This is a genomic window from Mycobacterium liflandii (assembly GCF_022354805.1).
GTDB lineage: Bacteria > Actinomycetota > Actinomycetes > Mycobacteriales > Mycobacteriaceae > Mycobacterium > Mycobacterium marinum.
This window is the reverse complement of the sequence record NZ_CP023138.1, coordinates 4,305,201-4,326,750: the sequence shown is the minus strand read 5'-3', so window position 1 is coordinate 4,326,750 and position 21,550 is coordinate 4,305,201. Positions and strand designations below refer to the sequence as shown.

The following is a 21,550-nucleotide window of genomic DNA, read 5'->3' as shown; positions in this document are numbered from 1 at the left end:
TCGCGGCGCCACGGGTATCCGTGGGTGAGACGATGTCCGCCATGTTGCGCCTGAGAACGCTGAGCTCGGCGCTGCTGTCTTTTGGGCTGGTGCTCTGCGGCGCGTTGCCGACCACGCTGGCTGTGGCGGGCGCGATACCGGAACCCGATGTCGGTCAGACCCAGAGCCCGGGCATACCTATAGCAGCGCCGCAGCAGAACTGGGGCTCCTGTGGGCCGTTCATCGATAACGTCAGTGAGATTCCAACCGCACGGTGCACCACCGTAGGGGTCCCGATCGACTACGACAAACCCGGTGGGGCACAGGCCAAACTGGCCGTGATCCGGGTTCCCGCGACGGGCCAGCGAATCGGTGCGCTGCTGATCAACCCCGGCGGGCCCGGAGCGTCCGCGGTCGACATGGTCGCCGGTATGGCACCCGAGCTGAGGGGCACCGAGATCGCCCGCCATTTCGACCTGGTGGGATTCGACCCCAGGGGAGTGGGCCACTCCACTCCCGCGCTGCGGTGTCGCACTGACGCCGAATTCGACGTGTTCCGGCGTGACCCGATGGTGGACTACAGCCAGGCCGGCGTGGCTCACATCGAGCAGGTGTACCGAGAGTTGGCCCAACACTGTGCTGACCGGATGGGCCTGGGCTTCTTGGCCAACGTCGGCACCGCGGCCACCGCACGCGACATGGACATGATCCGCCGGGCGCTGGGCGACGATCAGCTCAACTACCTGGGCTACAGCTACGGTACCGAGTTAGGCACCGCCTACCTCGAACGGTTCGGTTCCCACGTCCGGGCGATGGTGCTCGACGGCGCCATCGATCCGATGGCCGGGCCGATCGACGAAAACGCCAAACAGTTGGCGGGATTCCAGACCGCCTTCAATGACTACGCCGCCGACTGTGCTCGCTCACCGGCGTGCCCGCTGGGCACCGACCCGGCCCAATGGGTCAACCGGTACCACGCTCTGGTCTATCCACTGGTCAGCCAGCCGGCAAAGACCTCAGACCCGCGCGGCCTCAGCTACGCCGACGCCACCACGGGCACGATCAATGCGCTCTATGCGCCGCAGCGCTGGAAGTATCTGACCAGCGGTTTGCTCGGCCTGCAGCGGGGTACCGACGCCGGTGACCTGCTGTTGCTGGCCGACGACTACGACGGCCGTGACCGCGCGGGGCGCTACAACAACGGCCAGGACGTGTTCAACGCGATCCGCTGCGTGGACGCGCCGACACCGACGGATGCCGCTTCGTGGGTCTCGGCCGACCAACAGTTCCGTCAGGCCGCTCCCTTCCTCAGTTACGGGCAGTTCACCGGGTTGGCCCCGCGTGATCTGTGTGCGTTGTGGCCGGTGCCGGCGACGTCGGTGCCACATGCGGCCTCGCCCGCGGCGCCGGGCAAGGCTGTCGTGGTGTCCACCACCCATGACCCGGCCACGCCATATCAGGCCGGCGTTGACCTGGCCCGGCAGTTGGGTGCTCCGCTGATCACTTACGACGGGACTCAGCACACCGCCGTATTCGACGGCAACGACTGTGTTGACGGCGCGGTGGTGCGGTATTTGCTCAACTTGACGCCGCCGCCGGCCAATTTGCGCTGCGGGTCCTAGCCGGTCGCGCGCTCGCCCGGGCACTCCGCAACGTGCCTGGCCGGGCATCGGTAACACGCATTTAACACATCTTGCATACTGTTCGAGTCATGGATCGGCAGAAGGAATTCGTCCTCCGCACACTGGAAGAGCGTGACATCCGCTTCGTCCGGCTTTGGTTCACCGACGTGCTTGGTTTTCTCAAGTCGGTTGCGATCGCACCTGCCGAACTCGAAGGCGCCTTTGAGGAAGGCATCGGCTTCGACGGATCGTCGATCGAGGGCTTTGCCCGGGTCTCGGAATCCGACACAGTGGCGCACCCGGATCCGTCCACCTTCCAGGTGCTGCCCTGGGTCACCGACGCCGGCCATCACCATTCGGCTCGGATCTTCTGCGACATCACCATGCCGGACGGCTCGCCGTCGTGGGCCGATCCGCGCCACGTGCTGCGGCGTCAGCTGACCAAGGCCAACGAACTCGGCTTCTCCTGCTACGTACATCCCGAGATCGAATTCTTCTTGCTCAACCCCGGCCCCGAGGACGGGACGGAACCGGTGCCGATCGACAACGCCGGCTATTTCGACCAGGCGGTGCATGTATCGGCGTCGAAGTTCCGCCGGCACGCGATCGACGCCCTGGAGTTCATGGGAATCTCGGTGGAATTCAGCCATCACGAAGGCGCGCCGGGCCAGCAGGAAATCGATCTGCGGTTCGCTGACGCGCTCTCGATGGCCGACAACGTGATGACCTTCCGCTACGTCATCAAGGAAGTGGCGCTGGAAGAGGGCGTGCGCGCCACGTTCATGCCCAAGCCGTTTGGCCAGCACGCCGGTTCGGCGATGCACACCCACATGAGCCTGTTCGAGGGTGACGTCAACGCGTTCCACAGCCCCGACGATCCGCTGCAGCTGTCGGAGGTGGGCAAGTCGTTCATCGCCGGGATCCTCGAGCACGCCTCTGAGATCAGCGCGGTGACCAACCAATGGGTCAACTCCTACAAGCGGCTCATCCTGGGCGGTGAAGCGCCGACCGCCGCCTCCTGGGGGGCGGCCAACCGCTCCGCGCTGGTGCGCGTGCCGATGTACACGCCGCACAAGACCTCGTCGCGGCGGATCGAGGTGCGCAGCCCCGACTCCGCGTGCAATCCGTATCTCGCGTTCGCCGTGCTGCTGGCCGCCGGGCTGCGCGGGGTGGAGAAGGGCTACGTGCTAGGCCCGCAGGCCGAGGACAACGTGTGGGACCTGACGCCCGAAGAGCGCCGCACCATGGGCTACCGCGAGCTGCCGACGAGCCTGGACAGCGCGCTGCGCGCGATGGAATCCTCCGAGCTGGTCGCGGAGGCATTGGGGGAGCATGTTTTTGACTTCTTCCTGCGCAACAAGCGTCGTGAATGGGCCACCTACCGCAGTCACGTCACCCCATACGAACTGAGCACATACCTGTCGCTGTAGCCCGCGGGGCGCGGTGAAATCAATCTGATGGACCAGACGGTCCGATCAGTGGTCGGCTTGCGCTACCGTCATGAACGTGACGAAGCCCGCGACGCAGCGACCAAAGCTGCCCAGCGTCGGCCGTCTGGGATTGGTGGATGCTCTGGCCGGGGCGCGCCTGGCGGAGCTGGGTTGGACCGAACACGATGACCAGGCGCATGTGGATCTGCTCTGGTCGTTATCACGCGCACCGGACGCCGACGCTGCCCTGAAGGTCTTGGTACGGCTCGCCGAGAACCCCGACACCGGATGGGACGAGCTGAACGCGGCGCTGCTCAACGAACGCAGCCTGCGCGGGCGACTGTTCGCCGTGCTGGGTTCCTCGCTGTCGCTGGGGGACCACCTGGTCGCCAATCCGCAGTCGTGGAAGTTGCTCAGGGGCAAGGTCGCACTGCCATCACACGCGGCGCTGCTCGAGTCGTTCGTGGATCTGGCCGAGGAGGTGGCCGCGGCGCCGGCCTCGGCCGTACATCGATTGCGCGCCCTGCACCGTGACCACGTTCTGGTGCTGGCCGGGCTGGACCTGGCGGCGACGGTCGAAGACGAACCGGTGCTGCCGTTCACCGTGGTGGCCGCGCACCTGGCCGATATCGCCGACGCCGCGCTGGCGGCGGCTTTGCGGCTGGCCGAAAAGACGGTGTGCCGCGACCGCACACCACCGCGACTGGCGGTCATCGCGATGGGCAAATGCGGCGCCCGCGAACTGAATTACGTCAGCGATGTCGACGTCATCTTTGTGGCCGAGCGCGCCGACCCGATCAGCATCCGCGTCGCCGGCGAGATGATGCGGGTGGCGTCATCGACGTTCTTCGAAGTGGATGCCGGACTGCGCCCGGAGGGCCGCAGCGGCGAGTTGGTCCGCACCGTCGAATCGCACATCGCCTACTACCAGCGTTGGGCCAAGACCTGGGAGTTCCAGGCACTGCTGAAAGCCCGGGCGGCGGTCGGCGACGCGGAACTGGGCCAGCGCTACCTGGCCGCGCTGATGCCGATGGTGTGGACCGCCTGTGAACGTGACGACTTCGTGGCCGAGGTGCAGGCCATGCGCCGCCGGGTGGAACAGCTGGTGCCCGCCGATATCCGCGGGCGCGAGCTCAAGCTGGGGACCGGCGGGCTGCGCGACGTGGAATTCGTCGCGCAATTGCTGCAGCTCGTGCATGGCCGCAGCGACGAGTCGCTGCATGTCGCCTCTACCGTGGACGCGCTGTCGGCGCTCGGCGAAGGCGGCTACATCGGGCGCGAGGACGCGGCGAACATGATCGCCTCCTACGAATTCCTGCGCCTGCTCGAGCATCGCCTGCAGCTGCAGCGACTCAAACGCACCCACCTGCTCCCCGAATTCGACGACGAAGAGGCGGTGCGCTGGCTGGCGCGGGCGGCTCACATCCGGCCCGACGGCCGTCACGACGCGGCCGGGATGCTGCGCGAGGAACTCAAGCATCAGAACGTGCGAGTGTCGCGGCTGCACGCGAAGCTCTTCTATCAGCCGCTGCTGGAGTCGATTGCCCCGGCCGGGCTGGAAATCGCCGGGCGGGGCATGACGTCGGAGGCGGCTGAGCGCCAGCTGGCGGCGCTGGGCTACGAGGGCCCGCAGACTGCGTTGAAGCATATGGCGGCGCTGGTCAATCACAGCGGCCGGCGCGCGCGTGTGCAGTCGGTGCTGTTGCCCAGGCTGTTGGACTGGCTGTCCTATGCCCCAGACCCCGACGGCGGGCTGTTGGCCTACCGCCGGCTCAGCGAGGCGCTGGCCCCGCAAAGCTGGTATCTGTCGACCCTGCGCGACAAGCCGACCGTGGGTAGGCGGCTGATGCACGTGCTGGGCACCTCGGCTTTCGTGCCAGATCTTTTGATGCGCGCACCCGAGGTGATTCAGAACTACGGTGACGGCCGGACCGGACCCAAGCTGCTCGAGACGGAGCCCGCGGCGGTTGCCCGGGCACTGATCGCCTCGGCGGGCCGATACTCCGATCCGTTGCGCGCCATCGCCGCCGCCCGCACGCTACGACGCCGCGAGCTCGCCCGCATCGGTTCCGCGGACCTGCTGGGCCTGCTCGAAGTCACCGAGGTGTGCCGTGCGCTGACCTCGGTGTGGGTGGCGGTCCTGCAATCCGCGCTGGAGGCGATGATCCGGGCCAACACCCCCGAGGGGGGACGGCCCCTGGCCCGCATCGCGGTCATCGGCATGGGCAGACTGGGCGGCTCCGAACTGAGCTACGGATCAGATGCCGATGTCATGTACGTCTGTGAACCGGCCAGCGGTGTGACCGATGCGCAGGCGGTGAAATGGTCCACCGCGGTGGCCGAGCAGGTTCGAGCAAAACTGGGCACCCCCAGCGTCGATCCACCGCTGGAGGTGGATGCCAACCTTCGGCCGGAAGGCCGCAACGGTCCACTGGTTCGCACGTTGGCGTCCTATGAGGCCTACTACGCACAGTGGGCGCAGGCCTGGGAGATTCAGGCGTTACTGCGCGCGCACGCGGTCGCCGGCGATGCGGAGCTGGGCCAGCGGTTCTTGCTGCTGGTAGACCACACCCGCTATCCGCCCGACGGCGTCTCCGCCGAGGCGGTGCATGAAATCCGCCGCATCAAGGCGCGGGTCGAGTCCGAACGGCTGCCGCGCGGCGCCGACCCCAATACGCACACCAAGCTGGGCCGCGGCGGGCTGGTCGACATCGAATGGACCGTGCAGCTGCTGCAACTGCAAAACGCGCACGAGATCGAGGCCTTGCACAACACCTCGACGTTGGAATCACTGGATGCGATAGCCGAGGCGAAACTGGTCGCCGAGGACGAGGTGAAGCTGCTGCGGCAGGCTTGGTTGACTGCGACCCGGGCGCGCAACGCCTTGGTGCTGGTGCGTGGCAAGCCCACCGACCAGCTGCCGGGACCGGGACGTCAGCTCAACGCGGTGGCGGTGGCCGCCGGCTGGCACAACGACGACGGTGGCGAGTTCCTGGACAACTATCTGCGGGTAACCCGGCGCGCGAAAGCCGTCGTGCGCAAGGTGTTCGGAAGTTAGGGGCTGGTCCGGGTTGGGCGCCGCGTTCGAGGGCTCGAGCGACGACGCTGAGCTGGATCGGGTCGAGGCGACCTACGCACCCCTGGCCGAGGCCGTGCGCGATCTCATCGACGCCACCATCCAAACCCGGGCAGACGAAGAGGGGATCCTGCAAGCGAGGGCCGTGATCGAGGCGGTGACACAATCGCTGCGCCGCGAGCAGAGCCGGCCCTGCGAGGTCAGCTACCGCGGTGACGCGCGCCCGATTCCGCTGGCAAATGCGGTAATCGGCCAGTGCAATCCGATAGCACCGCCGGTGGTTGTCCATCACGATCCCGACGCCGCAGACGGCCGGTGCTGGGCCGAGTTCGTGCTGGGCGCGGCCTACGAGGGTCCGCCCGGCCTGGTGCACGGCGGGGTGTGCGCACTGGTGCTGGATCATCTGCTTGGCGAGGCGGCCAGCCAGGGACGGACCCAGCCCCTGTTCACCGGCACCATCACGGTGAAATACCTGCGCGGCACCCCACTGGGGCCGCTGCGCTGCGAAGCCTGGGTGGACCGGACCGAAGGGGTCAAAGCCTTTGCACGCGGATTTCTGTCCGACGCCGAGGGAGTCACGGCGCAGGCCGAGGGGGTCTTCATCAAACCGGCTTGGGCGCGGGAGGTCCCGTGAAGTTCTACGTCAGCAGCGCCTTCCTCAACACCCCGGAGATCATCGAGATCGCCAAGGCCGCCGACGAGCTGGGCTATGACGGCATCGGGATCCCGGACCACGTGGTCAACCTGGAGACCTTGCAGACCCCCTACCCCTATACCAAGGACGGGCAGCGGCGATGGCAGCCGTTCACCGACTGGCCCGACCCCTGGGTCCTCGTGGGTGCGCTTGCGCAGGTGACGCGGCGGCTGAAGTTCGTCACCACCGTGTACATTCCCGCGATGCGCAACCCCTATTCGGCGGCGAAAGCCATTGGCACTGGCGCACTTCTGGCGTCGGGACGGGTCGAGCTGGGCGTCGGCGTCGGCTGGTGCGCCGAGGAATTCGCTCTGATGGGGGAGCAGTTCGCGGCCCGCGGCAAACGTACCGACGAAATGCTCGCCCTGATGAAGCGGCTGTGGGAACCGGGCTGGACGGAATTCGAGGGTCGGTTCTACCAAACTCCGCGCCTGGAGATGCAGCCAACTCCGCCGCCCATTCCGATCTACGTCGGGGGGCTCAGCGACATCGCATTGCGCCGCGCCGCCCGCTACGACGGCTGGATCGGAGACTTGATCAAGACCGAACGGGCCATCGAGGCGGTGGGCAGGTTACGCGAACTGCGTGCCGAAAACGGCTTGCCGGTAGATGATTTCACCATCCTGACGCCGCTGACCGATGCCTTCACCCCCGCCGACTACCAGCGTGCCGAGGATGCCGGCATCACCGGGATCATCACCATGCCGTGGATGTTCTACACCGGGCCGGACGCCGGGTTGGACGCGAAGATCGACGGCATGGCGCGATTCCGCAAGGACCTTTCGCTCGACGGCTAGCCCTGGCGCGGACGGCCAATCCGGCTTTTTGGGTCGGTCGCCGGTCAGGGCAGCCCAGCCACCCCATCCGAGCCGAACACCGCGCCGCCGGCGCCACCCGTGCCGCCGGCGGCCGGCGTCGCGCTGAATCCGCCGTTGCCGCCGTTCCCACCACTGCCGACCAGCCGGGCGTCGCCGCTGCCGGCGTCGCCGCCGGCGCCACCGCTTCCGCCGTCACCGATCAAAGCCGCGTTGCCGCCGTTGCCGCCATTGCCGCCGTCGCCGGTGTTGCCGCCCAGGCCGCCCTGGCCCCCCGCGCCGCCGGCCCCCAGCAGCAACCCGGCGCCGCCACCGTCGCCGCCGGCCCCGCCGTTGTTGCCGTCGGCGCTGACGATTAGCCCGCCCTGGCCCCCGGCGCCGCCGGCCCCGCCATTGCCGACCAGCCCGGCGCTGCCGCCATTGCCGCCGGCCCCGCCGTTGCTGCTAACGATTACGGTATCGAGAAAGCTGGTTCCGCCGGCCCCGCCGCTGCCACCGGCTCCGGCATCTCCGAACAGACGCCCGCCGTTGCCGCCGGCCCCACCGGAGCCGCCGTCGTTGATGGCGCCGGCCCCGCCGCCGCCGGAGCCGCCGCTGCCGAACAGCCAGGCGTCGCCGCCGGCCCCGCCGGAGCCGCCTCGTCCACCAGCGCCGAACCCGCCGTTGCCGCCGTCACCGGCCGCGCCGAAGAGCAACCCGCCGGTACCGCCGATGCCGCCGGTACCGCCGCTGGCGAACCCGCTGGCCCCGCCAGCGCCGCCCGCTCCACCGTCACCGAGCAGTCCGGCGGAGCCCCCGGTCCCGCCGGTGCCACCGGCCCCGCCGGCGGTGATGGGGCCACTGAACCCGCCGTTACCCCCGACCCCGCCGTTGCCGTAGAGCCTGCCGCCCTGGCCACCGGCGCCGCCGTGGCCACCGACCCCAGAGTTCCCGACGGCGTTGCCACCGGTGCCGCCGCTGCCACCATTGCCGATCAGCCCGGCCCCGCCGCCGTCGCCGCCGGCCCCGCCTTCGCCGAACCCGCCCACACCGCCCTGGCCCCCGACGCCGCCGGTTCCGGAGATCAGGCCCGCGTTGCCGGCGGCGCCACCGGCCCCGCCGACCCCAAAGAAGCCGGTGCCGCCCAGACCGCCGTCCCCGCCCAAACCACCGATACCGGAGGTCCCCGATCCACCCGCCCCGCCGGCACCGCCGGCCCCGAACAACAACCCGCCGACCCCGCCGGCACCACCGGCACCCCCGTTGAGGCCACCGGAGCCGCCCGGACCGCCGGCGCCACCGTTGCCGAAGAACAGGCCGCCGGCCCCGCCGGCGCCCCCTTGGGTCTGGCCCGTCCCGCCGGCACCGCCGGCGCCACCGTTGCCGAAGAGCCGGGCCCGCCCACCGGCTCCACCGTCTTGACCGCCAGCGCCGGACCCACCGGCTCCGCCGCTGCCGAACAATATTCCGCCGTCGCCGCCGGGTGCCCCGGTTCCTGGAGCGCCATTGCTGCCGTTGCCGATCAGCGGCCGCCCAAACAACGCCTGCGCGGGTGCGTTGACTGCGGCAGGCATGCTCTTGAGCAGGGACGCAGCGGTGAAATCGGTAGTTGTGTAGCTGGCCGCAGCCGCGTTGACGGTCTGCACAAACCGGTCATGAAACGCCGTCGTCTGCTGGCTGATCGACTGATATCCCAAGCCGTGCGAATTGATCAGTGCGGTGATCGCAGCCGACACCGCATCGGCGCCGGGCTGGATGACTTCGGTGGTCGCGAGGATCGCATTGGCGTTGGCGGCGTTGATCGTCACGCCGATATTCGCCAAATTCCTTGCCGCCGAGGCAAACTCTTCTGGTGCCGCAATGACATACGACATGTGCCCCCCGGTTCGGTTAGGAACAGTCAGAATTCAGCAAGCCAGAGTCGACGAGCCGTGCTGAGCAGAGCCTAATCGATGGCGTGGATCCGCAAGCGCGATTGCCGGCTGTCGCCGGCCCTTGCGACGCACGTCTCGCGAGGGTGGCACCGCGCGACTCCGGCGCGAAAAACAGACAACCCGCTTGGCGACCGGTGAGGGTCGCCAAGCGGGTTGCTGTACCCGGTGTGTGTTACACGACTTGGAAGCGCGCTAGACGTCTCTAGCAGTCATAGTAGAGCGCGAACTCGTACGGGTGCGGCCGCAGGTTGACCGGCTCGATCTCGTTCTCGCGCTTGAAGCTGATCCACGTCTCGATCAGGTCGGGGGTGAATACGTCACCCTCCGTGAGGTATTCGTGGTCAGCCTCGAGCCGGTCGATCACCGCAGCCAGCTGGGTCGGGGCCTGCGGGATGTTTGCGGCTTCCTCCGGCGGCAGCTCGTAGAGGTCCTTGTCGACCGGCGCCTGCGGCTCGATCTTGTTCTTGATGCCGTCCAGGCCGGCCATCAACATCGCCGCGAACGCCAGGTACGGGTTGCCCGACGAGTCGGGGCAGCGGAACTCGAGGCGCTTGGCCTTCGGGTTGCTGCCGGTGATCGGGATACGCACACAGGCCGAGCGGTTGCGCTGGCTGTAGACCAGGTTGATCGGGGCCTCGTAGCCGGGCACCAGCCGCTTGTAGGAGTTCACCGTGGGGTTGGTGAAGGCCAGCAGCGAAGGCGCGTGGTGCAACAGGCCACCGATGTAGTGGCGAGCCGTGTCCGACAGGCCGGCGTACCCGGTCTCGTCGTACATCATCGGGGTGCCGTCCTTCCACAGCGACTGGTGGGTGTGCATACCCGATCCGTTGTCACCGAAGAGCGGCTTGGGCATGAAGGTCACGGTCTTGCCGGCCTGCCATGCGGTCTGCTTGACGATGTACTTGTAGAGCTGCATGTCGTCCGCGGCGTGCAGCAGCGTGTTGAACTTGTAGTTGATCTCGGCCTGCCCGCCGGTGCCCACCTCGTGGTGACCCTTTTCCAGGCTGAAGCCGGCGTTGATCAGGTTGGTCAGCATCTTGTCGCGCAGGTCGACGTAGTGGTCGACCGGCGCCACCGGGAAGTACCCGCCCTTGGGGCGGACCTTGTAGCCGAGGTTGGGGCCGCCGTCGGCTTCGTTGGCTGCGCCGGTGTTCCACCACCCGGAGATGGCGTCCACCTCGTAGAACGACCCGTTGGTGCGCGAGTCGAAGGCCACCGAGTCGAAAATGTAGAACTCGGCCTCGGCGCCGAAGTAGGCGGTGTCGGCGATGCCGGTGCTGATCAGGTAGTTCTCGGCCTTGCGGGCGACGTTGCGCGGGTCGCGGGAGTAGGGTTCGAGGGTGAACGGGTCATGCACAAAGAAGTTCAGGTTCAGCGTCTTGGCTTCGCGGAACTGGTCGATGATCGCGGTATCGGGGTCCGGGAGCAGGAGCATGTCGGACTCGTGGATCGACTGGAATCCGCGGATCGAGGAGCCGTCGAAGGCCAGGCCCTCCTCGAAAACGGCCTCATCGAAGAAGGAGATCGGAATCGTGAAGTGCTGCATGACACCGGGCAGATCGCAGAACCGCACATCGACAAACTCGACGCCGTCGTCTTTGGCGAGTTTGAAGACGTCGTCGGGCGTCTTATCCGTCACTGAGTGCTCCTTTGCTTAGGTGATTCGCGGCCGACGCTATGGAGGTGTTGTTGCCCGCCAGTCAACCCCGTGTTGCGCGGACGTTACGCGACCATCAGCCCCGGCAACAGCCCCCGGCTTCTGGCCGAGTCCTATTGTGAAGCCATGGCCCGCAAGATCGTAACTGGTCCGTCGATGACAATATCCCCGCCAGCCGTCGGCCGGCTCGCTGGGAAGCACAACCATGCGAGCGGACCGGGCCGATGACCACAGAATCGTCCACCAGCTATCCGGGTAAGACGCTCGGGTTCCCGAGAACCGGGCCGGGATCGCTTGCTGGAACGGGGCGCCGGCTGGCGGCGCTGTGCGTCGACTGGCTGCTGGCCTACGGTCTGGCCCTGCTGGGCGTGGGAGTCGGTGCCTGGCCCCAGGCGATATTGTCGACGGTGGTCCTGGTGATCTGGCTGTTGATGGGTGTATTGGCGGTACGCCTGTTCGGATTCACGCCAGGCCAGTTGATGCTCGGTCTGGCGGTGGTGAGGCTGGATGGGCGGATGCCCGTCGGGGTCGGCCGTCTGGCCGGACGCGGACTGCTGATCGCCCTGGTGGTCCCGCCGCTGTTCACCGATGCCGATGGGCGCGGGATCCACGACCGGCTGACGGCCACGGCGGTGGTGCGGCGCTGAGACCGCGCCCCGGTCCGTGGCGGTCTGGCCCGGGCAGAGCGTGTGTGCAGCTACCTGCGGCGCACCGAGCGCTGGACACCGCGCATCTTGCCGGCGTTGGGCAACGGCCCCTTCGGCAGCGCGCCGGCGCCGGCCCGTGACCCCAGCGCGGCCAGTCGCGACTCCAGCGAGTCCAGCTGCTTGACCGTGATGTTGGCCGGAAGGCGGGTGAGGTGGCGTTCCAACTTGGCCAACGGAATTTCGCCGTCGCCGTTGCCCACGATGATGTCGTAGATCGGTACCTCGCCGACCAGGCGAGCGGTGCGCTTCTTCTCCTGTGCCAGCAGCGGTTTGACCCGGGCCGCGGATCCCTCGCCGACCAGAATCACGCCGGGCCGGCCCAGCACCCGATGTACGGCGTCAAAGTGGCCGGTCGCGGCGACCCCGGGGCTCACGCGCCACTTGCCGCGCAGGTTCTCCAACGCCCAGGCGGCCGCACCGGTCTGGCTTTCAGCTTTGCTGTAGACCGCCCGTTGAGCGCGGCGGCCGAAAATGATGAACGCCACCAGACCGCCCAGCAGCAAGCCGAACGGGATCATCGTGATCATGGTGAGCCCGCCGGCCCACACCCCGACCGCCACCGAGATGCCCACGATCAGGACGAAAGCCCCGATCATGTAGGGCAGCAGTCGCTTGTCTTCCTTGCGCTGCAGGTTGAACGCCTGCCAAAGCTGGGTGCGGCGTTCCCGGGCGGCGGCCTTACGGGCCGCCTTTGCCTCGGCCTTGGCGGCGTTGTTTTCAGCGGAATTTCGGGATCTGGCCATAGTTGTCAAGAATACGTAGGCACTGGCTAGCCTGAGTTCGAGGCTCCCGAGGTGTTGCGGGACCGGGCCTGCTCGTAGAGCCGGCCCGCCCGGTAGGACGAGCGCACCAGCGGACCGGCCAACACCCCGGCGAAGCCCAGCCCCTCGGCGTACTGGGCGAACTCGACGAACTCCTCGGGCCGTACCCAGCGCTCGACCGGGTGGTGGCGCGGCGACGGGCGCAGATATTGGGTGATGGTGATGATGTCGCAGCCGGCATCATGCAGATCGACCAGCGCGGTGCGCACCTCCTCAGGGGTTTCCCCCATACCAAGAATGAGGTTGCTCTTGGTCACCAGGCCGAACTGGCGGGCCGCGGTAAGCACGTCCAGGCTGCGCTGATAGGTGAAGGCGGGCCGGATCCGTTTGAAAACCCGTGGCACGGTTTCGACGTTGTGCGCCAATACCTCCGGGCGGGCCTCGAAGACTTCGCCAAGCTGATCAGCTTTGCCGTTGAAGTCCGGGATCAGCAGCTCGACGCCGGTGGACGGGTTGAGCTCCTTGATGGCGCGCACGGTCTCCGCGTAGAGCCAGGCGCCGCCGTCGGGCAGGTCGTCGCGCGCCACGCCGGTGACGGTGGCGTAGCGCAAGCCCATGGTGTGCACACTCTCGGCGACGCGGCGCGGCTCGTCGCGATCCAGCGGGGCCGGTTTTCCGGTGTCGATCTGGCAGAAGTCACAACGTCGGGTGCACTGGTCCCCGCCGATCAAAAACGTGGCTTCCCGGTCTTCCCAGCATTCGAAGATGTTCGGGCAGCCGGCCTCTTCACACACCGTGTGCAGGCCCTCGCGCCGAACCAGGTTTTTCAGCTCGGTGTATTCGGGCCCCATGCGGGCGCGGGTGCGGATCCACGGGGGTTTGCGTTCGATAGGGGTCTGCGCGTTGCGCACTTCCAGGCGCAGCAGCTTGCGGCCCTGCGGAGCCGCAGCGCCGGCGGCACCGGGCTCCGGAGCGACATTCACGTTGATGATGCTACGCGGGCGCCCGGGTGGTCGCGGACCGGCAGGGCTCCGTCCAACGCATTGCAGACGGCGTCGGCGACCGCGCCGCGGACCTCCTCGACGCCAACGGTGCGGCCAAGCTCGGCCGACAGCGAGGTCACCCCGGCATCGGAGATGCCACACGGCACGATCGCGGTGAACGCGGCCAAGTCGCAATCGCAGTTCAGCGCGAAGCCGTGCAGCGTTGTCGCCCGTGACACCCGGACACCGATGGCGGCGATCTTGCGCTCCGGGCGCCCGGATCCGGCCGGTATCCACACCCCGGACCTGCCCTCGACCCGTCTGGTCTCCAAACCCAAGTCGAGACACACCTTGATCAGCGATTCTTCGAGGCGCCGAACGTAATTGACCACGTCGAGTGGCTGGGCCAAACCGATGATCGGATAGCCGACCAGCTGGCCTGGGCCATGCCAGGTGATCTTTCCGCCGCGGTCTGTGTCTACGACATCTATCGCCTCGTCCCCGGCAGCGCCCGCAAAGACGGGGCCGGGCCGTTCGTGCGGCTCGGTCCGTCGTCCGGCGGTGTAGACCGCGGGGTGTTGCAGCAGCAGCAACGTGTCGGGGCCGCCGGCGACGCGGGCGTCGGCCAGGTCGCGTTGCATCTGCCAGGCGGTCTGGTAATCGACGCTGCCAAGTTGGCGCACGTCGATTCCAGCCGTGCTGGAGCGGATTGACCCGGTCACAGATGCGACGTTACCCGTAGCAGCCGGTCACCCGCGGGCGTGGTGTGCCAGGTCCCGGCCCTGGCTGTCGACCGTCTTGAGAATCCTTTCAGAATCCGCCAGGGCGCGCCGCTGACGCTGTGGTTGACCGCACCACTGGATGCATCGGAAGGACGCCGCAGTGATCGCTGCCCAACCCGGACCGGGCGTGCCAGCCAGCGATACGGCGCTGCGGCGCCTGGTCAGCCACGCCGCGCGGCGCAGTCCTACCGCGACCACCGCGCTGAGGCTGGTGCGGCGGTGCGTCGCTGGTAATCCCCGCCTTTTGGCGGCGGTCACCGCGGTGCAGCTGGTCGGCACCCTGGCGGCGTTGTACTTGCCGGCCGTCGACGCCAGGATCATCGACCGCGGCATCGCCCAGGGGGACACCGCCACAATCATCAGGCTGGGGGCGGTGATGCTGGCCGCCGGCGGAATTCAGCTGCTCTGCTCGGTGGCCGCGGTCTACCTCGGCTCGCTGGTCAGCATGGGGTTCGGGCGTGCCCTGCGCCGGGAGCTGTTTGACCGGGTGACCGGTTGGTCGATGCTCGAGGTGTCCAGGTTCGGAGCCTCCTCGCTGCTGACGCGCACCACCACCGACGTACAAACGATCGAGTCGACGCTGCAGCAGTACATCACGACGCTGATCGCAACCGTGATAACCGGCATCGGCGGGGTCGTGATGGCGGCGCACGAAGACGCCGCCCTGTCCTGGGTGCTGTTGGTGGCGGTTCCGGTGTTGGCGGCGCTCACCTCATGGATCATGTCGCACCTGATCGCCCACGAGCGCGGCCTGCAGAAACTCTTCGATCGAATGAACCAGGTTGTACGCGAACAGCTTTCGGGCACCCGGGTGGTCCGCGCCTGCGCTCGCGACGGGTTCGAACGGGGCCGGTTCGGCCAAGTCAGCGCCAGCTACTCGCGGACCGCGCTGGCCGCCGATCGGTGGCAGGCCCTGCTGGCGCCGGTTGCCACCCTGGTGATCAGCTTGTCCAGCGTTGCGCTGGTCTGGTTCGGCGCGACGGCCATCGACGCCGGCCAGATGCGGGTGGGGCAGCTACTCGCTTTCATGCTGTATGCGATGCAGATCTTGGCCGCGGCGTCGATGCTGTCGAAAATACTGGCCAACATGCCGGCGGCGGCCGCCAGTTTTGAGCGGATCAATGAGGTGCTATCGACCGACGCCGGCCTGGCCTCGACACCGGCCCGAGCCGACCATGGTGGGGGCGCGCCCGCCCGCAATGATGCCGTCATCGGATTGCACAACGTGAGTTTCGGCTATCCCGACGCGGACCGGGCCGTGCTGCGTGACGTGTCGTTCACCGCCGCGCCGGGCAGTGTGACGGCGATTGTCGGCGCCACCGGTTCGGGCAAGTCGACGATGATCTCACTGCTCACCGGGCTCTATGACGTTACCGGTGGATCGGTACGGGTGAACGGAGTCGACGTGCGCGACTGCGATCCCGAACAGCTGCGCTCGATCGCGGTGGTCCCTCAGGGCGGATACTTGTTCGCCGGGTCGGTTGCCGACAATCTGCGCTACGGCAAGCCCGACGCCACGAACGCCGAGATGTGGGAGGCGTTACGCATCGCGGCCGCCGACGGATTCGTGGCCGCCCACCCCGACGGCCTGCAGATGCCGGTTGCGCAGGGCGGTGTCAATCTCTCCGGTGGCCAGCGACAGCGACTGGCCATCGCCCGCGCCGTCATCCGCCGGCCCTCGGTGTATCTGCTCGACGATGCCTTCTCGGCGCTGGATGTGCGCACTCAGCGCGATGTGTGGGCCGCACTGCGCGCCAGTTGCCCCGACGCGGCGGTCATCACGGTGTCGCAGCGAGTTGACGCGGCGGCCGAAGCGGACCAGGTGATTTTCCTGCACGGCGGCTCGGCCACCGGCTCACGCGCCCCAATGGACGCCCACGAGTCGCTGCTGGCCGATTGCCCGCGCTACGCCGAGTTCGTCGCGGCCCAGGCCCCGGCATAACCCGGACACGTCCCTGAACCGTCTTGAACCGGCCTGAACCGGTGTCGAGCCGGTCCAAGGGGATCTGCCACGCGAAACCCGGCGTCTCAAGAATGCATGCAGAAGCCGACAAGGGACACGTTCGACGCTGGTGGCGGCGATAAGCGAATTCGGTCATCGAGCTGGGGAGGGACGTGACAGTGATCGGCCACCAACATTGGCCCCGGTTCCGGCGGGGGTGTGCCGCCGTACCGGCACGGCGCGCCGGGACCGCCGCACTTCTGTGCAAACGGCTGCTGGCCAGTCGGGGCCTGATGGCCGCCGTCGTCGTGCTGGCCATCGCGGGCGCCGCGATCGATGTGATTGCGCCACGGCTGCTCGGGCACGCCACCGATCTGCTGTTCGCCGGGATGATGGGTCGTCAGCTGCCCGCCGGCACGACCAAGGAGCAGGCGGTGTCGGCGGCATACGCGCGGGGCGACGGCACCGTCGCGCACCTGTTGTCCACGATGGACGTGGTGCCGGGCGTGGGTATCGACTTCACCGCCATCGCCCACACCCTGCTGGTGGCCGCGGCCCTGTTCTGCGTTTCCGCATTGCTGGTCTCGGTCCAAGCCCAGCTGCTGAAGATCGCAATCCAGAAAATGATGGAGCGCCTGCGCACCGAGCTCGAGGAGAAGCTACACCGGCTCCCACTGTCCTATGTCGACGCGCACCGGCACGGCGAGCTGCTCAGCCGGGTCACCAACGACATCGATACCGTTCAGATGGCTCTGAAGCAGACCGCGAGCGCGCTGCCCACCACGGTGCTGACCGTGCTGGCGGTACTGGTGATGATGGTGACCATTTCCCCGCTCCTGGCGGTGCTCACGATGGTCACCGTGCCGATATCGGTGCTGGCGAGTCGCTTCCTCCTGCAGCGCTCCAAGCAACTACGGGTGGCCCGGGCCGCCGATATCGGTCGGCTCAACGCGGCGGTCGAAGAGATCTACAGCGGGCTTGCCGTGGTCCAGGCTTTCGGCCATCAGACACCCGTGCGCGAACAATTTGCGCAGATCAACGACGATGTCTACCGCACCAGCTCGGGTGCGCAGTTCATCTCGGGGCTGATCTCTCCGGCCACCACGTTCGTCGGCAATCTGGGCTACCTGGTGGTGGCGGTGGTGGGCGCACTGCAGGTGACGTCGGGCAGCCTCAGCCTCGGCACCATCGAGGCGTTCATCCAGTACGTGCGCCAGTTCAACCAGCCGGTGACCGACGTCGCGACCAGGTACGACGTGTTGCAGGCCGGGTTTGCTTCCGCGGAAAGGGTTTTCGAGCTGCTCGATGCGCCTGAACAGCAAGACGACCCGGGCCTTGAGTTGCCCGCAGTCGGTGCTGGGGGTGGCCGGGTCGAATTCGACCAGGTCAACTTTGGCTACCAGCCGGGCAGGCCGGTGCTCGAGGATCTGTCCCTGGTGGCCGAGGCGGGCAAGACGGTCGCGATCGTTGGGCCCACCGGGGCGGGCAAGAGCACGCTGGTGAATCTGTTGATGCGGTTCTACGAGGTGGACTCCGGACGGATCCTGATCGATGGAGTGGACATCGGCACCGTCGACCGCGATTCGCTGCGCTCTCGGATCGGCATGGTCCTGCAGGACACCTGGCTGCTGGCCGGCGCCATCGCCGAAAACATCGACTACGGACGTCCCGAAGCCAGCCGCGAGGAGATCATCGCGGCGGCCAAGGCGGCACATCTGGACGAGTTCGTCTGTGGCATGCGTGACGGCTACGACACCTGGGTGAGCGAGGACGGCGGCAACCTCAGCGCCGGCGAAAAGCAGCTGATCACCATCGCTCGGGCATTTCTGGCGGGTCCGCAATTTCTCATCCTCGACGAGGCCACCAGTTCGGTCGACCCGGGCACCGAGGCCCTGATTCAGCAAGCGATGACCGAACTTCGGCGTGGCCGAACCTGTTTCGTTATCGCCCACCGTCTGTCGACGATCCGCGACGCCGACGCGATCCTCGTCATGGAGGCAGGGCGGGTCGTCGAACAGGGGACTCACCGACAGCTGGTGGCCCGGCGCGGCAGCTACTTTCAGATGATGCAGGCCGCCGGCATGTGCGTGGCGCCTCGGCCGGGACGGGCCGACGATGGCGGTGCACCGTGTTGCGACGGTGGGCGTCGGCACCCCCGGTCCCGGGTGAGCGAGGCGCATCACCGGCCGGTGAACATACCCCGGACCGCCCTGGGCCCCGGATTGCGTCGCGCACCAAGACGTCACATGTTCTGATCGGCGATTCCGTCAGGTGCCGAACGTGATTCGGCGCGGCAGGAATTCGGCGGACCGCGTGGGTAGTTGATGTGCTGTCACAACACCGGGCTACAGCGATACCCTGCGTGTAATGAGCTTCATCGAAACTGTCAGTCGGATAGGCATGGCCATCGACGGCATGGGCGTCGCGGTGATCATGCTGGGCGCGGTGGTCTCATCGGGGCTCTTCGTCGCCCACCTGCCGCGCAGGCCGGACCGCGCCTATCGGGAGTTCCGGCAAAATCTCGGGCGATCCATCCTGATCGGCCTGGAGCTGCTGGTGGCCGGCGACATCATCAACACGATCCTGGTGACTCCCAACGGGGAAAGCGTTGCCGCGCTAGCCGGTGTCGTGGCGATCAGGACCTTTCTGAGCATCTCGCTCACCGTCGAGATGACGGGTCGATGGCCCTGGCGGCAGCCGATGGTGTCACCGGAGACCACCGCCGCTGGGGGCCAACTCGACGCGGCTGCCGACAGCTAGCCAGCACGCCGGCGTGGCTGCCCGCTATCGTTGGCTGCCGGCCAGCAGCTTTTCGCAGTCCACCGAACGCATCTCCATCATCAGCGCCATGTTCTGCTGTGGGTCCACCGGCGCATCGATGATGTGGACACCGCCGGCCGCGGCGGCCTGATCGAGCACCTCGCGGAACCGGGCTGGATCATCCAACCGGTGACCCGTCGCCCCGTAACTGTGGGCGAAGCCGACAAAATCCGGATTGGTGAAGTCCACCCCGTACCTGCCGAAGCCATCGGACATCTGCTTGAGGGCGATCATGCCCAGACCATTGTCGTTGAACACGACGATGATCAGATCCAGCCCGAGGCGAACCGCCGTTTCCAGGTCTTGACTGTTCATGGCGAATCCGCCGTCACCGGTCACCACCACCACCTTGCGATCGGGATGAACCAGCTTGGCGGCGATCGCGGCGGGCAGGCTGATGCCCATGGACCCCAGCGCATGGTCGATCAGCATCGTGTTGGGCTGGCGCGCGTTGAAGTTGCGGGTCGCCCACATCATGTGGATGCCGTTGTCGAGCGACAGAATGTCATCGTCGGCCATGAAGTCACGCAGCGTGGCGATCAGGTACCCCTGTTTGGCCGGGAAAGACGTGTCGGTCGAGGCGCGTTTGATGCTGTCCTGCATCGCCTTTGCGAGTCGGTGGAAGCCAGCGTGGTCCCACGCCGGATTGGGGCAGAGTTGCTCGGTCAGCCGGTGCAGCGCGTCTGCCATGTCGCCGACGACCTGCGCCTGCGGGAAGTAGCTGTTGTCGCCCTGGGCGGCGAACGGATTGAGGTGGATGACCGTGCGCCCGTCGTCGGGTTGCATGAAGAAGGTCGGCTTCTCCAGGACGTCGTGACCAACGTTGAGAATGACATCCGCCGTCGTGATGGCGCAGTTGGGATAGTCACCCGGCATGATCGAACAACCGAGATAGCGTGGATCGTCCTCGTTGGCGACGCCCTTGCCCATCATGGTTGCCACGAAGGGGATCTGGGTCTTCTCGATGAGCGCGCGCACCGCCGCCGCCACCGCGGGCCGATTGGCGCGGGTGCCGCCGCCGACCATGATCAGCGGCCGGCGGGCGTCACGGATCAACCGGGCCGCGGTCTCAATGCTGTCCTGCGTGGCTACCGGAATGTCGCCGTGCCAGCATGGGACCAGTGGCCCGAGTTCGGTTTCTCTGGCCACGTCGTCGGGAAGTTCCAGGTGCGCGGGCCCCTGACGCTCACCCAGCGCCGACATCATCGCCTGGCGCAGCAACGATCCGGCCATTGGTCCGGACGGGATCTTGGCGGCGAACTTGGTGATGGGCCGCATCACATCGACGACGTCGACAATTTGATACTGCCCCATGCGGTTGTCGCGCACCGCCTTTTGGCCGGTGATGACGAGCATGGGCATGGCCGTCAGATAGGCGTGGGCCACCGGGGTGGTCAGGTTCATCGCGCCCGCGCCAAGTGTTGACATCGCGACAGCCAGCTTGCCGGTGAGGCGCCCATAGGCGGCGGCCGCAAAGCCCGCCGCCTGCTCGTGGGGGAACAGGATGAACTTGATCCGCCCGTCGTTGCGCAGCGCCTCCATGAAATGCAGGTTCTCATCGCCCGGGATCCCGAACACGTACTCCACGCCCTCGGCCGCAAGCGCCGCGACGATCTGTTCGCTGGTGTTCGACGGCGCCATCAGAGTTCACCGCTGCCCTGACGCAGCACCGTCTCGGGATCTTCGGATTTCAGGCTTTCCTTGACCTGGTCCATCTTCTTCATGATGTTGTGTGCCTTGGTCAGGATTGCCTCGGCCTGATCGCCGGGGATCACCACGGCCGTCGAACCCTTGGCGAAGATCACATCGCCGGGAACCACGGTGACGCCGCCGATCGCTACCGGAACGTCGGCCAGGTAGGGCTGGATCTCGTTACCGCCCCCGCGCGCCGTTTCCCCGTGACAGTAGGTCGCGAAGTTGTAGGTGCTCAGCTCCTCGAAATCACGCAGCATGCCGTCAGCGAGAATGCCTGCCATGCCGAGGTTTTCGACCCGACTGAGCTTGGTGCCGCCGCCGAGTGAAGTCTGGTGGTAGCCGTTGGATGCCATCACCAGCACGGCGCCGGCAGGGTCATGTTTGGCGACGGCACGGTAGATCGCCGGACCGAGGCTGTGCTTCTCCGGGTCCATCAGGTCCTTGCGTACCGGCAGAAAGGAAATGGTGACCGCGGAGCCGACGAGCACTCGGTCCGGGTCTGGGCTGTCAAGTTCGATGATGTGGGCGCGATGCGCATAGGTCATCATCATGGCGTCGACGACGTCGGCGACCCCGAGGCCATCCACCAGTTCGGTCAGCTGCATGACTTCGTCCTACCCTTCTATTCGAAAGCGGCTATTCGGTGGGCATCATGTTCAGCAATAGGCTCACCA

At 67.2% G+C, this 21,550-nt stretch carries 16 protein-coding genes; 9 read left to right on the top strand and 7 right to left on the bottom strand.

Features of this window, described 5'->3' with window-relative positions:
* Positions 1 to 32 precede the first annotated feature (32 nt).
* The 5 genes from CKW46_RS19225 to CKW46_RS19205 all read left to right on the top strand — a co-directional run bounded on the left by CKW46_RS19225 (position 33) and on the right by CKW46_RS19205 (position 7,598).
* Positions 33 to 1,601: an alpha/beta hydrolase gene (locus CKW46_RS19225; RefSeq protein WP_083866464.1), complete on the top strand. Its 1,569-nt coding sequence runs from the start codon at positions 33 to 35 to the stop codon at positions 1,599 to 1,601.
* 89 nt (positions 1,602 to 1,690) lie between these two features.
* Positions 1,691 to 3,031 (top strand): type I glutamate--ammonia ligase, encoded by a 1,341-nt coding sequence (glnA, locus tag CKW46_RS19220; RefSeq protein ID WP_012394948.1) that lies wholly within the window; start codon positions 1,691 to 1,693, stop codon positions 3,029 to 3,031.
* 70 nt (positions 3,032 to 3,101) lie between these two features.
* Positions 3,102 to 6,089 carry a bifunctional [glutamine synthetase] adenylyltransferase/[glutamine synthetase]-adenylyl-L-tyrosine phosphorylase gene (locus CKW46_RS19215; RefSeq protein WP_015356201.1) on the top strand — a complete coding sequence of 996 codons (2,988 nt, stop codon included), beginning with the start codon at positions 3,102 to 3,104 and terminating at the stop codon, positions 6,087 to 6,089.
* A 13-nt stretch (positions 6,090 to 6,102) separates the two neighbouring features.
* Complete coding sequence (locus CKW46_RS19210; protein ID WP_015356200.1) at positions 6,103 to 6,741, top strand: PaaI family thioesterase; 639 nt, start codon at positions 6,103 to 6,105, stop codon at positions 6,739 to 6,741.
* Entirely contained in the window at positions 6,738 to 7,598 is an 861-nt protein-coding gene (locus CKW46_RS19205; protein WP_015356199.1) for a TIGR03619 family F420-dependent LLM class oxidoreductase, read from the top strand. Before CKW46_RS19210 ends, CKW46_RS19205 begins: the two co-directional genes overlap by 4 nt.
* Before the next feature lie 44 nt (positions 7,599 to 7,642).
* On the opposite strand, the gene CKW46_RS19200 is transcribed toward CKW46_RS19205, so the two are convergent.
* Both CKW46_RS19200 and glnA (CKW46_RS19195) read right to left on the bottom strand, forming a co-directional pair.
* Positions 7,643 to 9,469: a PE family protein gene (locus CKW46_RS19200; RefSeq protein WP_482052272.1), complete on the bottom strand. Its 1,827-nt coding sequence runs from the start codon at positions 9,467 to 9,469 to the stop codon at positions 7,643 to 7,645.
* 262 nt (positions 9,470 to 9,731) lie between these two features.
* Positions 9,732 to 11,168, bottom strand: coding sequence for a type I glutamate--ammonia ligase (gene glnA, locus CKW46_RS19195; RefSeq protein ID WP_482052271.1), 1,437 nt, complete (start codon positions 11,166 to 11,168; stop codon positions 9,732 to 9,734).
* A 242-nt stretch (positions 11,169 to 11,410) separates the two neighbouring features.
* On the opposite strand from glnA (CKW46_RS19195), the gene CKW46_RS19190 reads away from it, so the two are divergent.
* On the top strand, positions 11,411 to 11,833 hold the full coding sequence (locus CKW46_RS19190; protein ID WP_482052270.1) for an RDD family protein: 423 nt from the start codon (positions 11,411 to 11,413) through the stop codon (positions 11,831 to 11,833).
* Positions 11,834 to 11,883: 50 nt separating this feature from the next.
* Here CKW46_RS19190 and CKW46_RS19185 read toward each other — a convergent pair whose 3' ends face one another.
* Genes CKW46_RS19185 through lipB form a run of 3 tightly spaced genes read right to left on the bottom strand, consistent with a single transcriptional unit; the run spans position 11,884 to position 14,359 of the window.
* The gene (locus CKW46_RS19185) at positions 11,884 to 12,636 is read right to left on the bottom strand and encodes a DUF4191 domain-containing protein (RefSeq protein WP_117436611.1); all 753 of its coding nucleotides are present in this window, start codon (positions 12,634 to 12,636) and stop codon (positions 11,884 to 11,886) included.
* Between the two features lie 26 nt (positions 12,637 to 12,662).
* Positions 12,663 to 13,637 carry a lipoyl synthase gene (lipA, locus tag CKW46_RS19180; RefSeq protein ID WP_011739517.1) on the bottom strand — a complete coding sequence of 325 codons (975 nt, stop codon included), beginning with the start codon at positions 13,635 to 13,637 and terminating at the stop codon, positions 12,663 to 12,665.
* Positions 13,634 to 14,359, bottom strand: coding sequence for a lipoyl(octanoyl) transferase LipB (gene lipB / locus CKW46_RS19175; RefSeq protein ID WP_134428947.1), 726 nt, complete (start codon positions 14,357 to 14,359; stop codon positions 13,634 to 13,636). The genes lipA and lipB overlap by 4 nt, the downstream gene beginning before the upstream one ends.
* A 160-nt stretch (positions 14,360 to 14,519) precedes the next feature.
* Here lipB and CKW46_RS19170 point away from each other — a divergent pair, with 160 nt between their 5' ends.
* The 3 genes from CKW46_RS19170 (at position 14,520) to CKW46_RS19160 (ending at position 19,121) form a co-directional block, all read left to right on the top strand.
* On the top strand, positions 14,520 to 16,361 hold the full coding sequence (locus tag CKW46_RS19170) for an ABC transporter ATP-binding protein (RefSeq protein ID WP_482052269.1): 1,842 nt from the start codon (positions 14,520 to 14,522) through the stop codon (positions 16,359 to 16,361).
* 179 nt (positions 16,362 to 16,540) lie between these two features.
* Positions 16,541 to 18,616: an ABC transporter ATP-binding protein gene (locus CKW46_RS19165; RefSeq protein WP_482053447.1), complete on the top strand. Its 2,076-nt coding sequence runs from the start codon at positions 16,541 to 16,543 to the stop codon at positions 18,614 to 18,616.
* Between the two features lie 112 nt (positions 18,617 to 18,728).
* Positions 18,729 to 19,121, top strand: coding sequence for a DUF1622 domain-containing protein (locus tag CKW46_RS19160; RefSeq protein WP_482052268.1), 393 nt, complete (start codon positions 18,729 to 18,731; stop codon positions 19,119 to 19,121).
* Between the two features lie 24 nt (positions 19,122 to 19,145).
* On the opposite strand, the gene CKW46_RS19155 is transcribed toward CKW46_RS19160, so the two are convergent.
* Complete coding sequence (locus CKW46_RS19155) at positions 19,146 to 20,822, bottom strand: acetolactate synthase large subunit family protein (protein ID WP_499018096.1); 1,677 nt, start codon at positions 20,820 to 20,822, stop codon at positions 19,146 to 19,148.
* Complete coding sequence (locus CKW46_RS19150) at positions 20,822 to 21,481, bottom strand: RraA family protein (RefSeq protein WP_499018092.1); 660 nt, start codon at positions 21,479 to 21,481, stop codon at positions 20,822 to 20,824. Before CKW46_RS19150 ends, CKW46_RS19155 begins: the two co-directional genes overlap by 1 nt.
* Between the last annotated feature and the right edge of the window lie 69 nt (positions 21,482 to 21,550).

Excerpts from the sequence above, each read along its gene's own strand:
- CKW46_RS19225 (WP_083866464.1), top strand. The coding sequence starts at position 33 with ATGTCCGCCATGTTGCGCCTGAGAACGCTGAGCTCGGCGCTGCTGTCT.
- glnA (WP_012394948.1), top strand. The coding sequence starts at position 1,691 with ATGGATCGGCAGAAGGAATTCGTCCTCCGCACACTGGAAGAGCGTGAC.
- CKW46_RS19215 (WP_015356201.1), top strand. The coding sequence starts at position 3,102 with ATGAACGTGACGAAGCCCGCGACGCAGCGACCAAAGCTGCCCAGCGTC.
- CKW46_RS19200 (WP_482052272.1), bottom strand. The coding sequence starts at position 9,469 with ATGTCGTATGTCATTGCGGCACCAGAAGAGTTTGCCTCGGCGGCAAGG.
- CKW46_RS19190 (WP_482052270.1), top strand. The coding sequence starts at position 11,411 with ATGACCACAGAATCGTCCACCAGCTATCCGGGTAAGACGCTCGGGTTC.
- CKW46_RS19185 (WP_117436611.1), bottom strand. The coding sequence starts at position 12,636 with ATGGCCAGATCCCGAAATTCCGCTGAAAACAACGCCGCCAAGGCCGAG.
- CKW46_RS19160 (WP_482052268.1), top strand. The coding sequence starts at position 18,729 with ATGAGCTTCATCGAAACTGTCAGTCGGATAGGCATGGCCATCGACGGC.
- CKW46_RS19155 (WP_499018096.1), bottom strand. The coding sequence starts at position 20,822 with ATGGCGCCGTCGAACACCAGCGAACAGATCGTCGCGGCGCTTGCGGCC.
- CKW46_RS19150 (WP_499018092.1), bottom strand. The coding sequence starts at position 21,481 with ATGCAGCTGACCGAACTGGTGGATGGCCTCGGGGTCGCCGACGTCGTC.